12 protein-coding genes are annotated in these 13,754 nt (G+C 68.2%); 5 read left to right on the top strand and 7 right to left on the bottom strand.

The features are described 5' to 3' along the window. Nucleotides 1-45 precede the first annotated feature (45 nt). A complete protein-coding gene (locus LGN10_RS07555; protein WP_059583771.1) occupies nt 46-492 on the top strand; it encodes a multidrug/biocide efflux PACE transporter in 447 nt (148 codons plus the stop codon). 45 nt (nt 493-537) lie between these two features. On the opposite strand, the gene LGN10_RS07550 is transcribed toward LGN10_RS07555, so the two are convergent. The 7 genes from LGN10_RS07550 to LGN10_RS07520 all read right to left on the bottom strand — a co-directional run bounded on the left by LGN10_RS07550 (nt 538) and on the right by LGN10_RS07520 (nt 8,904). Beyond that, nucleotides 538-1,743, bottom strand: a complete 1,206-nt coding sequence (locus LGN10_RS07550) for a chromate transporter (protein WP_099316681.1) — start codon at nt 1,741-1,743, stop codon at nt 538-540. 203 nt (nt 1,744-1,946) lie between these two features. Continuing rightward, nucleotides 1,947-4,286, bottom strand: coding sequence for an EAL domain-containing protein (locus tag LGN10_RS07545; RefSeq protein WP_059583751.1), 2,340 nt, complete (start codon nt 4,284-4,286; stop codon nt 1,947-1,949). Between the two features lie 216 nt (nt 4,287-4,502). Beyond that, nucleotides 4,503-5,387 carry a PhzF family phenazine biosynthesis protein gene (locus LGN10_RS07540; protein WP_060966812.1) on the bottom strand — a complete coding sequence of 295 codons (885 nt, stop codon included), beginning with the start codon at nt 5,385-5,387 and terminating at the stop codon, nt 4,503-4,505. Between the two features lie 13 nt (nt 5,388-5,400). After that, nucleotides 5,401-5,859 carry a RidA family protein gene (locus LGN10_RS07535; RefSeq protein WP_006478174.1) on the bottom strand — a complete coding sequence of 153 codons (459 nt, stop codon included), beginning with the start codon at nt 5,857-5,859 and terminating at the stop codon, nt 5,401-5,403. Between the two features lie 43 nt (nt 5,860-5,902). Next, nucleotides 5,903-7,096, bottom strand: coding sequence for a PLP-dependent aminotransferase family protein (locus tag LGN10_RS07530; protein WP_059583748.1), 1,194 nt, complete (start codon nt 7,094-7,096; stop codon nt 5,903-5,905). 152 nt (nt 7,097-7,248) lie between these two features. After that, nucleotides 7,249-8,157 carry a DMT family transporter gene (locus LGN10_RS07525; RefSeq protein ID WP_060966814.1) on the bottom strand — a complete coding sequence of 303 codons (909 nt, stop codon included), beginning with the start codon at nt 8,155-8,157 and terminating at the stop codon, nt 7,249-7,251. A 54-nt stretch (nt 8,158-8,211) separates the two neighbouring features. After that, a complete protein-coding gene (locus LGN10_RS07520) occupies nt 8,212-8,904 on the bottom strand; it encodes a VOC family protein (protein ID WP_226222534.1) in 693 nt (230 codons plus the stop codon). Nucleotides 8,905-9,143: 239 nt separating this feature from the next. Between LGN10_RS07520 and LGN10_RS07515 the strand changes: the two genes are divergently transcribed. The 4 genes from LGN10_RS07515 to LGN10_RS07500 all read left to right on the top strand — a co-directional run bounded on the left by LGN10_RS07515 (nt 9,144) and on the right by LGN10_RS07500 (nt 13,744). After that, the gene (locus LGN10_RS07515; RefSeq protein WP_059583742.1) at nt 9,144-10,604 is read left to right on the top strand and encodes a PLP-dependent aminotransferase family protein; all 1,461 of its coding nucleotides are present in this window, start codon (nt 9,144-9,146) and stop codon (nt 10,602-10,604) included. Nucleotides 10,605-10,762: 158 nt separating this feature from the next. Then, complete coding sequence (htpG, locus tag LGN10_RS07510) at nt 10,763-12,661, top strand: molecular chaperone HtpG (protein ID WP_060010264.1); 1,899 nt, start codon at nt 10,763-10,765, stop codon at nt 12,659-12,661. A gap of 8 nt (nt 12,662-12,669) precedes the next feature. Next, on the top strand, nt 12,670-13,266 hold the full coding sequence (locus LGN10_RS07505) for a chorismate--pyruvate lyase family protein (RefSeq protein ID WP_060312136.1): 597 nt from the start codon (nt 12,670-12,672) through the stop codon (nt 13,264-13,266). Nucleotide 13,267: 1 nt separating this feature from the next. Beyond that, entirely contained in the window at nt 13,268-13,744 is a 477-nt protein-coding gene (locus tag LGN10_RS07500; RefSeq protein ID WP_059583736.1) for a DNA-deoxyinosine glycosylase, read from the top strand. Nucleotides 13,745-13,754 lie beyond the last annotated feature (10 nt).

The following is a 13,754-nucleotide window of genomic DNA, read 5'->3' as shown; positions in this document are numbered from 1 at the left end:
GATCAGAATGGCCGGCATGGATCAGCTAATGCATGGGAGTGCATCATGAAACAGATCAACAAAACGGTGACGGAGCGCCTGCTGCACGCGCTGACGTTCGAACTGGTGGCGATCGCGCTGTGCGCGCCGATCGGCGCGTGGCTGCTCGACATGCCGGTGTCGCACGTCGGCGTGCTGACGGTGATGGTGTCGCTGATCGCGATGGCGTGGAACATGACCTTCAACGCGCTGTTCGACCGCTTCGAGCGGCGCGCCGGGTTGTCGCGCACGCTCGGCATGCGGATCGCGCACGCGGTGACGTTCGAGCTCGGCCTCGTCGCGATGGTGGTGCCGGTTGCCGCGTGGTGGCTGAACGTGAGCCTCGTCGAGGCGCTGCTGCTCGACCTCGGCATCGTGCTGTTCTTCCTGCCCTACACGTTCTGCTTCAACCTCGCGTACGACGCGCTGCGCGCCCGCTGGATGGCACGCCGGGTCGCCGTGCAGGCCGGTTGAAGCGGCAACGCGGGCCGCGCCGGGCAGGGCGACGGCCGCCGCCCGTCAGTGCGCGGCCCACAGCCACACGCTGCATGCGACGGCAACCGCGCCGTACACGGCATAGACGGGCACCTTGAAGCGCGTGAAGCACAGCGTCGCGAAAGCGCCCGTCAGCCAGTAAACGGGGTCGGCCGGCTCGCGATGCAGGATCTTCACGACGGCGACGACGAGAAAGCCCGTCGTCGCCGCGCGCAGCAGGCGCATCCCGTGCTCGAAGCGCGAATGGCGCTTGAGCCGGAGCAGGTGGTTCTGCGCAAATACGACGAGGCATCCCGACGGAATGAACAGCGCGGCCGTGGCGAGCAGCGCACCGATCCAGCCGTCGGTCAGGTAGCCGAGAAACGGCACGACGTTCAGCAGCGGCCCCGGCGCGACCGGCGACAGCGCGAAGGCGAGCGTGAAGTCGTGATCGGAGATGCCCGTCGCCGGCGACACGAACAGCGTCTTGAGCACCGGCAGCGCGGAGAAGCCGCCGCCGAACAGCGTCATGCCGGCGCCCGCGAGGCGCGGCCACAGCAGGTCCGCCTGGTAATCGCCCGGCAGCGGCAGCGCGAACAGCACGACGAGCACGCCGAGCAGCACGAGCAGGCCGCGGTCGCGTTTCGACAACGTGAAATCGACCGCGTCGCGTTGCGACGGCCCCGTCAGCCAGCCTGCTGCAAACGCGGCGAACAGAATCCCGACGAAAGCGGCCGGACTATGCGCGAAAGCGAGCAGAATCGTCGATAGCGCGGCGATCGTCTGTTCGAGCCGCGTGCGCGCGAGCGAGCGCACCTGCTTGACCCACGTGACGCCGATCAGCGCGGCGAGCACCATCCCGAAGTGATTGATCAGCATCGGCGCGGCGAGCGAGCGCACGAGCGGCGTCTGATAGAAGATCGCGAACAGCGTCATCAGGATCGAGAACGGCAGCACGCTCGCGATGCCGGCGACCCATGCGCCGGCGCGACCGTGCAGCGTCTGGCCGACCTGCACGGCGACGTTGCAGCCGACGGGGCCCGGTACGAGCCATGCGAGCGCGACGAGATCGCCGAAGACGTGCGGCTCGATGCGCTGCAGCCGCTCCACGTAGTGGCGTTCGAGTTGCGCCATCATCGAAAGTCCGCCCCACGAGACGGCCGAAATGCCGGCGACGACCTTGAACAAGGCCCATAGGGATGCGGGTGCCTCTTCGACACGCGCGGTCGCTTCGACTTCGACGGTTGTCATGATTGTGTGGTTGGCGCAGGGCCGGATCTCTCGCGTAGGGCCGCGCCGGCGGCCCGCCGACACGTCGGCCCTCCCGATTGTCCGCCGCGCATCGTGACACTACCATGCGCGAAAACGCTAGTTAATGAACTAAACGATCGGATCGGAAAACGTAACAATTGCGGCGGCGCGCAACCCGCGTCGCGGCGGCAGCGGTGTGGTGTTCAGCCGCCCGTGCTGCCGGTCGCGCGTTGCGCGACGACGTTCAGGCGCTCGCCGCGCACGCCGAAGCGTGCGATCAGCGCGGGAATCGCGTCGGCCGGCACCGGGCGCGAGAACAGGAAGCCCTGCGCCTCGATTTCGCCGAGCGCGGACAGCCACGTGATCTGCTCCTCGGTCTCCGTGCCCTCGACGACGACGGTCAGCCCGAGCGAGCGCGCGAGATGCACGATTGACGACACCATCACGCACACGCTGCGATCGTTCGGAATCGCCTGCACGAACGAGCGGTCGACCTTCAGCGTGTCGACGGAGAAGCGGTGCAGGTACGACAGCGACGAATAGCCGGTGCCGAAATCGTCGAGCGCGATCCGGATGCCGAGCTTCTTCAGCGCGACGATCTTCTCGGACACGAGTTCCGGATATTCCATCATCGCGGTTTCGGTGATCTCGATCTCGAGCCGGTTCGCGTCGATGCCGGTGTCGTGCAGCGCCTGCGAGATCGTCTCGATCAGGTCGCCGCGCCAGAACTGCACGGGCGAGATGTTGACCGCGAGCGTCAGCGTGTCGTGGCCTTCGTCGCGCCAGCGCGCGATCTGCTCGCACGCGGTGCGGATCACGAAGTCGCCGATCGGCACGATCAGGCCGGTCGATTCGGCGATCGAAATGAATTCGTTCGCGGAGATCACGCCGTGCTCGGGATGGTCCCAGCGCGCGAGCGCCTCGAAGCCGGTGATCGTGCGGTGCGTGAGGTCGATCTTCGGCTGGTACGCGAGGAACAGCTGCCCCTCGGCGAGCGCGACGCGCAATTGCTGTTCCCAGCGCATCAGGTGGTCGGCGCGATGCGACAGGTGCGGCGCATAGAACTGGTAGCAGTTCTTGCCGGCGTCCTTCGCGCTGTACATCGCGAGGTCGGCCTTTTTCAGCAGGTCGATCTCGCTTTCGTTCGCGACGGTGTGCAGCGCGATGCCGATGCTCGCATGCAGCACGAACGAGCTGCCGCGTACGTCGAACGGCTCGCTGAACATCCGGATGATCGCTTCCGCGAGCCGCACCGCGCGCCGCTCGACGTCGTCGCCCTTCATCACGACGACGAACTCGTCGCCGCCGATGCGCGCGAGCGAGCCTTCGTCGCCGACCGCATCGGCCAGGCGCGACGCGGTCATCTGCAGCACGATGTCGCCGGCGTTGTGGCCGAGCGTGTCGTTGACGGTCTTGAAGTTGTCGAGATCGATGAACAGCAGCCCGAGCCGCGACAGGCTCGCGGGCATCGACACGTCGTTGCGCAGCCCGCGCAGCGTCGCATAGCGGTTCGCGAGGCCGGTGAGCAGGTCGTATTCGGCAAGCTGCGTCATTTCGCGCTCGCGGCCGAGCAGCTTGCCGATCAGGCCGGTCGCGACGCCGAAGAACGCGAGCATCGCGAGCGTGATGAAGCTCGTCATCAGCAGGTAGACGTTGCGCGTGTGGGTGTAGTCCGCGAACTCTTCGGTCTGCGACAGCCCGACCATCACCGCGAGCGGGTAGCCGTCGAGGTGGCGGTACGACACGATGCGCGTCACGCCGTCGATCGGATCGATGATCGTGCCGGTCACGCGCTCCGCGATCGGGTAGACGCCCGACGCGGAGAACGCGCCCGGCGCGTTGTTCACCGAGCCCGTGCGCCGCGCGAGCACGGCGCCCGTGTCGGACACGACCGCGATCACGCCTTCCTTGCCGATGGCCGCGTTGTTGTAGAAATCGTTCGTGAAGTAGCTCGGGTCCTCCGACACCACGACGATGCCGGCGAAGCTGCCGTCCGGATTGTTCAGGCGCCGCGTCATCTGCAGCGTCCAGTGGCTCGACACGCGGCCGAGCACGGGCTTGCTGATGAAGAGGCGATCGTCGTTGTGCGCGAGGTGGACCTTGAAGTGCTCGCGGTCGGACAGGTTGATCGGCTGCGGATGGAGTTCGGCGGTGTTCGCGAACAGGATGCCTTTCGCGTTGACGAGCGACACCTGGATCAGCGTATCGCTCGGCACGACGCCTTTCTCGACGGCGCTCGCGAGATTGAAGCGCGCCGGCGATTTCTCGAATTCGAACTTGACGAAGCGGGTGATCTGGTCGACCTGGTGGATCGCCTTGACCGTATGCTGCTCGAGCGCGGACGACAGGATCGCCGCGGAAGCCGCCGCTTCCTTGTACGCACTGTCCTTTTCAACGGACAGGCGCGCGATGATCACGGCCCACAGCAGCGCGAGCGCCAGCATCCCGAGCAGCGGGATGGCAAACAGCGCACGCCGGCGCGACTTGCGCGGCGCGCGCAGCGGCCGGTTCGGCGGCGTGTGGTTGGACCGGGCGGAGCTCATCGAAGAGGGTGGCGTCCTGCTCGCGTGCGCCATCCGTCTGGATGGCCGGCTATGGTTCGGATTGTCCCGACGTCTGTTCGTTCGCGGGACGCGCAACCATGGACAGACCTCCGAAACAACGGATTAGGCCCGATATTACTGGTTGGAACGTTTTTGCGATAGTTGGGCAAAGCGCGGGGCGCCGGACGCGCCCGTACCATCGCACATCGCGAAATGTCAGTGGGGGGAACGGAACGTGCCGTCGACGACCGTGACGACTTGGCCGCCGATCCAGGTCGTGCCGTCTTCGTCGTAGCGGACGAAGACGCGGCCGTCGCGGCCGATCGCCGTGCCCTGGCGGGCCGTATACGACGGGCCGGGGCGGCGTTCCTGCCGCGTCAGCAGCCCGGCCAGCGCGGCGTTCGCGCTGCCGGTGACGGGATCCTCGCCTGGCGTGCCGAACGTGCCGCCCGTCATCAGGCAGCGGATCTCGAACGTCGCGGGGCCGCCTTCGGCGTGCGGTGCATAGGCGGCGAGGCCATCCACGCCGTAGCGGCGGGTCAGTGCCGCCAGTGCGGCCGGATCGGGCGACAGGCCGATGCACGCGTCGGCCGACTTCAGCCGCACGACCAGCCACGGCGCGCCGTTGTCGACCGCGCACGGCTCGGCATCGAGGTCGAGCGCGTCGCTGCGCAGCGCGGCGGCCAGTGCCGCGTAGTCCGAACGGTCGAGCGGCGTGACGCGCGCCGGCGGCGCGGCGAACGCCCACCCGCCGGCCTGCTCGCGCAGCGCGACCCGGCCGACCCCGCACTGCTGGATCAGCCGGCCCGGCGTGCGCGGCCGCGCGCCGCTTTCGAGGAACGCGTGCGCGGTGCCGAGCGTCGGGTGGCCGGCGAACGGCAGTTCGCCGCCCGTCGTGAAGATCCGCACGCGATAGTCGGCTTCCGGATCGGTCGGCGTGCAGAGGAACGTCGTTTCCGACAGGTTCGTCCAGCGGGCGATCTCGAGCATGGTGTCGTCGCCGAGCGAATCGGCGTCGAACACCACGGCGAGCGGATTGCCCTTGAACGGCGCCGACGTGAACACGTCGACCTGCTTGAAGCGAACCAGACGGCCGGCCATCGCGACGCGCGCGTTACGCGACTTCGGCGATCAGTTCGATCTCGACGCACGCGCCGAGCGGGATCTGCGCGACGCCGAACGCCGAGCGCGCATGCTTGCCCGCGTCGCCGAACACTTCGGCGATCAGCTCCGATGCGCCGTTCGTCACGACGTGCTGTTCGGTGAAGTCGAGCGTCGAGTTGACGAGGCTCATCAGCTTGACGATGCGCGTGACCTTGTTCAGGTCGCCGGTGTGCGCGTGCAGCGTCGCGAGCAGGTCGATCGCGATCGAGCGGGCGGCCGCCTTGCCGTCTTCCGTTTGCAGATCCGCGCCGAGCTTGCCGGCCCAGACCTTGCCGTCCTTCTTCGCGATGTGGCCCGACAGGTAGACCGTGTTGCCGCTTTGCGCGCTCATCACGTAGGCGGCGGCCGGTGCGCCGGCGGTCGGGAGCTCGATGCCGAGCGACTTCAGTTTGTCGTAGACGTTAGCCATGCGTTCGATTCCTCGTAGAGAGTCGTGACAGGGAAAAAGGGGATCAGAGGCGCTCGCCGAGGCGCTCGCGCAGCAGCTTGCCGAGACGCGCGACGCCTTCCTCGATCTTCTCGGGCGGCACCGTCACGAACGACAGGCGCAGCGTGTTCTGCTGCGCGTTCTCCGCGAAGAACGGCGCGCCCGGCACGAAGGCGACGTGGTTGTCGACGGCTGCGGCGAGCAGCTTCATGCTGTCGATCTGCGCGGGCAGGTTCACCCAGATGAACATCCCGCCTTCGGGGCGGTTCCACGTGACGCCTTCCGGCATGTGGCGCGCGAGCGCGCCGAGCATCGCGTCGCACTGCGCGCTGTACAGCTCGCGGATCGTCGGGATGTGCTCGTCGAGGAAGCCGTCCTTGATCACTTCGTGCGCGATGCGCTGCGTGAGCGTCGGCGTGTGCAGGTCGGTGGCCTGCTTGGCCTGCACGAGCTTGAAGTGGAGTTCCTCGGGCGCGATGATGTAGCCGATCCGCAGGCCCGGCGCGAGCACCTTCGAGAACGTGCCGAGGTGCACGACGTGGTCGGGCGCCATCGACAGCATCGTCGGCAGCGGCTCGCCCTGGTAGTTCAGCGCGCCGTACGGATCGTCCTCCAGCACCGGGAACGGGCTCGACTGCGCGAACGCGGCGAGCGCGCGGCGGCGCTCGACGGGCAGGCGGCGGCCGGTCGGGTTCTGGAAGTTCGGCTGCGCGTACAGCAGGCGCGCGCCTTGCGTGAGTTCGGGCGTGAGACCTGCCGGCAGCAGGCCCTGCTCGTCGGTGGGCACCTGCACGTAGCGCGGCTCGTACAGCGAGAACGACTGCAGCGCGCCGAGGTAGGTCGGGGTTTCGACGAGGATCGGGCTGTTCGGGTCGATCAGCGCCTTGCCGAGCAGGTCGAGCGCCTGCTGCGAGCCGGTCGTGATCAGCACCTGCGACACGCGCACGCCGTAGCGCTCGGCGATCCACTCGCGCAGCGGCAGGTAGCCTTCGGTCGCGCTGTACTGGAGTGCCGCGGCCGGCGCGTCGCGCAGCACGCGGTCGGCGGCGGCGCGCATGCGTTCCGCCGGGAACGTCGCGGGAGCGGGCAGGCCGCCGGCGAACGAGATGACCTCGGGGCGTTCCGTGACCTTCAGGATCTCGCGGATCGCAGAGCTCGTCAGCTTGCGGGCGCGTTCGGAAAGCTGCCAGTGCGGCGGATGCAGGTCGCTCGGATTCATAGTCTCCTCGTTCGGATATCGTGGTCAGTCAAGAAAGGTCGTTCGGGCGGATCGCTTCGACGCCGCCGGGTGGGCGAGCGCGAGCACGATGAAGCCTTCGCGGCTGGGTAGGCAATACCGATCAGGCAAAACGTCCATTATGGCGCACCTCATCAGCCGGCGCGAGCGGGGCGCGGTGCCGTGGCCACCGTCGAGCGGCGCCCGAGCACCACGGTCGCGATCACGGCCGCCGCGAACAGCCATGTGGACGGCGTGACCGTTTCGCCGAACAGCAGCGCGGAAAAGGCGATCGTGAAGAAAATCTGCAGCAGTTGCACCTGGCCGACGCGCGCGGTGCCGCCCATCGCGAGCCCCGCGTACCACGCGAAAAAGCCGATGAATTGCGAAAAGAGGGTCACGTACCCGAACGCGAGCCACGTGCGCAGGGCGAGCGGGCCCGGATGCGCGGCGTGCTGCGTCCACGCGAGCCAGCCGACCGGCAGCACGAGGAACGGCGCCGACACCACGAGCGCCCAGCAGATCACCTGCCAGCCGCCGATCTGGCGCGCGAGGCGCGCGCCTTCCGCATAGCCGAGCGCGCCGATGCCGACCGCGACGAGCATCAGCGCGTCGCCGGCCTGCACGGTGCCGCCGCCGTCGCGCAGCGCGAACGCGATCACGAGCGCGCTGCCGGCCACCGCGCTGGCCCAGAACGCCTTCGACGGCCGTTCGTGCGACAACCACGCCGCGTACAGCGCGACGAACAACGGTTGCAACCCGTTGACCACCGCGCCGTGCGAGGCCGGCACCGATTTCATCGCCCAGGCGGAGAACACCGGATACGCGATGATCACGCCGGCCGACGTGATCGCGAGGCTCTTCAGTTGCGCGCGGGTCGGCAGCGGCTCGCGGCGCCACCACAGCAGCAGGCCGGCCGGCACGGCGGCGGCGAGCGCGCGGCCGAGGCCGTTGAGCAGCGGATTGAGTTCGGATACGACGATCCGCGTCATCGGCAGCGTCAGGCTGAAGATCATCACGCCGATGAGGCCGAGCAGCATGCCCCGGGTTTCGCGCGAATTCATTCGTGGGTGTCTCCGTCTTGCTGGGTGTGTGTAATGGAACGGGCGTCAGCGAGCTCAGCGCAGCGTGCGCGTGCCCTGCGGCGTGTCGAATTCGGCGACGAGCGCGGGCGGGCCGTCGGTGGATTCGACGTCGAGCAGGTGCGCGGCGCCGAGCCAGTCGAGTTGCTCGCGGACCGTATCCGCACGCGGATGGGCGCCCTTGAGCGCCTTCAGCGCGACGCCGTCGTTCGGCAGCGAGTCGGCCGGATGGCGCGGGCTGTCCCACTGGATCAGCGACGGCACGAGGCCGTCGCCCGCCCCTTGCCATGCGGGGAAGCTGCCGTCGTCGGGCACCGTGAGGCCCCAGCTCAGGTCGCCGCGCCGCATCGCGACGACGGGCGCGATGCGGGCCGGGTACTGGCGCTGCCACAGCGCAAGCTGGCGCGGGCGGTCGACGCGGGCGACCCAGTGCGCGAGAAACGGGCCCTGGGCGAGCCGAGCCTGGATAGCCGGATCGTCGAGCCCGAACAGCCGCGCGCGCGGCGGCTCCGCATCGTCGCCCGGCGCGGGCGCATCGGGTTCGATCGCGATCACTTCGAGGTAGAGCCCGCCCCACGCGCCGAACAGCGCATTGTGGGTCCGCATCAGCGGGTGGCGGCCGCCGCCGGCCGGTTCGATGCCGAGCGCGTCGGCGACATGGCGCACGCCTTCGTCGAGGGTGCGCGCGGCAATCACGAGATGGTCGAGTGTCAGGGAGCGGGCTGGCATGAGCGTCGGTCGGGAAGCGAAAGTGTCATGGTAGGCGGACGACGTACCGGGCGGGGGCCGGGCCGGCCGGCGCACCGGCCGCGATGCGGGCCGGCGGGCGCGGCGCCTGGTATGGCGCGGCCGGAACGGCGGCCGCACGATCGCCATTCCGGTCAACTGTAATCGTCGCTACCGGCACAGTAACGGTACAATCGGCGCGATAGCCTTCGGTACAGTTGGAGCCGCCGCCCATGTCCACCATGTCCACCGTCCCACTCGCCCAGATTCCCGCGCCGCACGACACCGCCACGCTCACGCTCGTCGACCAGCTGGTCCAGTGGGCGCGGCGGCGGATCGACGAACGCGTGTTCCGTCCCGGCATGCGCATGCCGTCGATCCGCAAGCTCGCGCTCGACAAGGGCGTGTCGCGCTTCACCGTCGTCGAGGCCTACGAGCGCCTCGTCGCGCAGGGCTACCTCGACTCGCGGCGCGGCTCCGGCTTCTACGTGCGCGAGCGCACGGGCGCCGGCCCGCAGCCGGCCGACGGCGTCGCGCGCGTGGCCGAGGCCGCGCCCGTGCACAACACGATCGACGTCGTCTGGCTGCTGCGCAACATGCTGCACACCGTCAGCCCGGAGAAGGGCCCGGGCCTCGGCTACCTGCCGGGCCGCTGGCTCGACGGCGAGCTGATCACCGGCGCGCTGCGCGCGCTCGGGCGTCAGTCGGGCGCGCAGATGCTCGGCTTCGGCACCGCGCAGGGCTTCCTGCCGCTGCGCCAGCAACTGCAGACGCGTCTGGCCGAAGTCGAGATCGGCGCGAAGCCCGAACAGATCGTGCTGGTTTCCGGCATCACGCAGGCGATCGACCTGATTTCGCGGATCTACATGCGACCGGGCGATGCGGTGATCGTCGGCGATCCCGCGTGGTTCCAGATGTTCGGCCGGTTCGCGGCGCAAGGCGCGCAACTCGTCGGGATGCCGTATACGCCCGACGGCCCCGACCTCGACGCGCTCGAAACCCTGGTGCAGATGTGGCGGCCGAAGATGCTCGTGATCAACTCGGTGCTGCAGAACCCGACCGGCACGTCGCTGTCGGCCGCGCAGGCGTTCCGGATCCTGAAGCTCGCGGAGGCCTACGATTTCCTCGTCGTCGAGGACGACGTGTACGGCGACCTGTGCCCGCCAAGCTATCCGGCCACGCGCCTCGCGAGCCTCGACCAGTTGAAGCGCGTGATCTATCTCGGCAGCTATTCGAAGACGCTCGCGGCGAACCTGCGGGTCGGCTACGTGGCGTGCGCGCCGGAAATCGCGAAGGCGGTGACCGACCAGAAGATGCTGGTCGGGATGACCACGCCCGAGCTCAACGAGCGCGTGCTGTACAAGATCCTGACCGAAGGGCATTACCGGCGCCACGTCGAACGGCTGCGCGCGCGGCTCGACGGCGTGCGCGACAAGACCGCGCGGATGCTCGAGCGCACGGGGCTCGGGCTCTTCACGATGCCGGCGGCCGGGATGTTCCTGTGGGCCGATACGGGCGTCGATTCGGACGCGCTCGCGGCGGTCGCGCACGAGGCCGGCTTCCTGCTGACGCCGGGCAGCCTGTTCTCGCCGCAGCAGTCGCCGTCCACGTGGATGCGCTTCAACGTCGCGAATTGCGGCGATCCGGCGCTGCCGGGGTTGCTGGCGGGCTATATCGACTCGGCGGTGCGGCGCGCGTCGTGACGCGGAATGGGGGGCCGGCTCTTGAAATGCCGCGCGCCGTCCCCAGATACGCGCGCAAACCGCTGGCGCCAGCCGGTCATACGTCACGGGTCCGCCGGCATCGCGCGCCGGGCGCCGGCGTCACCCCTTTTCAGTTCAAGTAAGAGGAAACAGCATCCATGGCACATGAAACGATGAGCTTTCAGGCAGAGGTCAAGCAACTCCTCCACCTGATGATTCATTCGCTCTACAGCAACAAGGAAATCTTCCTGCGCGAACTGGTGTCGAACGCGTCCGACGCGGCCGACAAGCTGCGTTTCGAAGCGCTCGCGGACAACGCGCTGTACGAGAACGATCCGAACCTGCGCATCCGCATCGGCTTCGACAAGGCCGCGCGCACGATCACGATCGACGACAACGGCATCGGCATGAGCCGCGACGAGGCGATCGCGAACCTCGGCACGATCGCGCGTTCGGGCACCAAGGAATTCTTCACGAAGCTGTCGGGCGACCAGCAGAAGGACGCGGCGCTCATCGGCCAGTTCGGCGTCGGCTTCTACTCGGGCTTCATCGTCGCGGACAAGATCACCGTCGAAACGCGCCGCGCCGGCCTGCCGGCGAACGAGGCCGTGCGCTGGGAAAGCGCCGGCGAGGGCGATTTCACGATCGACGCGATCGAGCGCGCGCAGCGCGGCACGACGATCACGCTGCACCTGCGCGAAGGCGAAGACGATCTGCTGTCGTCGCACCGCCTGAAGTCGATCATCCAGAAGTACTCCGACCACATCGCGCTGCCGATCCTGATGCGCAAGGAAGAGTGGGATCAGGAAAAGGGCGAGATGGTCCTGAAGGACGAGGACGAAACCGTCAACCAGGCGAGCGCGCTGTGGACGCGTTCGAAGAGCGACGTCACCGACGAGCAGTACACGCAGTTCTACCAGCACATCGCGCACGATCACCAGGATCCGCTCACGTGGACGCACAACCGCGTCGAGGGCCGCAGCGAATACACGCAACTGCTGTTCGTGCCGGCGCACGCGCCGTTCGACCTGTGGAACCGCGACTATCGCGGCGGCCTGAAGCTGTACGTGAAGCGCGTGTTCATCATGGACGACGCCGAGCAGCTGCTGCCGCAATATCTGCGGTTCGTGAAGGGCGTCGTCGATTCGGCCGACCTGCCGCTGAACGTGTCGCGCGAGATCCTGCAGGAAAGCCGCGACGTGAAGGCGATCCGCGAAGGCGTGACCAAGCGCGCGCTGTCGATGCTCGAGGAACTCGCGAACGCGGAAGACGACGCCGGCAAGGAGAAGTACAAGACGTTCTGGCGCGCATTCGGCCAGGTGCTGAAGGAAGGCGTCGGCGAGGATCACGCGAACCGCGAGCGCATCGCGAAGCTGCTGCGCTTCGCGTCGACGCACGGCGACACCGACGCGCAGGACGTATCGCTCGCCGACTACGTGTCGCGCATGAAGCCCGAGCAGAGCAAGATCTACTACGTGACCGCCGATACGTGGCAGGCCGCGAAGAACAGCCCGCATCTGGAAGTGTTCCGCAAGAAGGGCGTCGAGGTGCTGCTGCTGACCGACCGCGTCGACGAATGGATGCTGTCGTTCCTGCATGAGTTCGACGGCAAGCCGCTCGCGAGCGTGGCCCGCGGCGATCTCGATCTCGGCGAGCTGAACGACGAGGAAAAGAAGGCGCAGGAGCAGGCCGGCGAGGCGATCAAGCCGGTCGTCGAGAAGATGAAGGAAGCGCTCGGCGACAAGGTGAAGGAAGTGCGCGTCACGTTCCGCCTGACCGATTCGCCGTCGTGCCTCGTCGCGGACGACAACGACATGAGCGGCTACCTGCAGCGGATGCTGAAGGCGGCCGGCCAGAACGCGCCGGCGATGCAGCCGATCCTCGAGATCAATCCCGAGCACGCGCTCGTGAAGCAGTTGAATGCCGACAGCGCCGATTTCGGCGACTGGTGCCATCTGCTGTTCGATCAGGCGCTGCTGGCCGAAGGCGGCATGCTCGACGATCCGGCGAGCTTCGTGAAGCGGACCAACGCGCTGCTGCTGTCGCGCGCCGCGTGAACGCGCGCATGCGATTCGACGGCGCGCAGGCCGGCTGGCGCGAGACCCCGCGGCCTGGCTGCACGCTCGACCAGCGCGACTGGCTGACGCGTGGCGGATCGCTGACCGCGCATCTCGCGCGGCTCGGCCGCGTGAACGTGCGCGTGACGCGCGAGGCCGTCGACCGTCCGTGGTTCGACGAGCCGGACGCGCTCGCCAGTTCGCCGCGCGCGCCGATGTGGGTGCGCGAGGTGATCCTGTCGGTCGACGGCACGCCGTACGTCGCCGCGCACAGCATCGCGCCGCTCGCGGCCAGCAAGGGTGTGTGGCAGGCCATGCGGCGGCTGCGCACGCGGCCGCTCGCGGAGCTGCTGTACAGCGATCCGCAGGTCGAGCGCTCGGCGCTCGTCAGCCGGCGCGTGATCGCCGGTCATCCGTTGTATGCGCTCGCGAGCCATGCATTGCAGGGTGCGCGCGCGCCGCATGCGTTTGTCGCGCGGCGCTCGGTGTTCCAGCGTCACGGCAAGCCGCTGATGGTGACCGAGTGCATGCTGCCGGCGCTGTGGCGTCATCTCGCCGCGCACGGCGACGGGCCGCGATCCGTCGGGCCGTACGGAGACGCGTGAGATGCTGCAAGGCTTTCCGCCGGTCGTCGCGCCGAATACGCACACGATGATCCTCGGCAGTTTTCCGGGCGAGGCGTCGCTCGACGCCGCGCAGTACTACGCGCATCCGCGCAACCAGTTCTGGCGGCTGCTCGGCGCGGTGCTCGGCGAACCGACGCTGCATGAACTGCCGTACGACGCGCGGCTCGAGCGCGTGCTGTCGCACGGCATCGGCATCTGGGACGTCCTCGATGCATGCCATCGGCAAGGCAGTCTCGATTCTGCGATCCGGAATGCGAAGCCGAACGACTTTGCGTCGTTGCGCGAGCATGCGCCGTTGCTGAAGAAGGTGTGTTTCAACGGGAAGACGGCGGGGCGCTTTGCCGACGTGATCGGGCGGGCCGGGTATGAAACGCTGGTGCTGCCTTCGTCGAGCCCGGCGAATGCGATGCTGTCGTTCGAGCAGAAGCTGGAGCAGTGGCGCGGGATTCGTCCCTGAAGCTCGTTGG

This window comes from Burkholderia sp. AU32262, from assembly GCF_020419985.1.
Taxonomy (GTDB): Bacteria; Pseudomonadota; Gammaproteobacteria; order Burkholderiales; family Burkholderiaceae; genus Burkholderia; species Burkholderia semiarida.
This window is presented reverse-complemented; position numbering and strand designations above follow the sequence as displayed.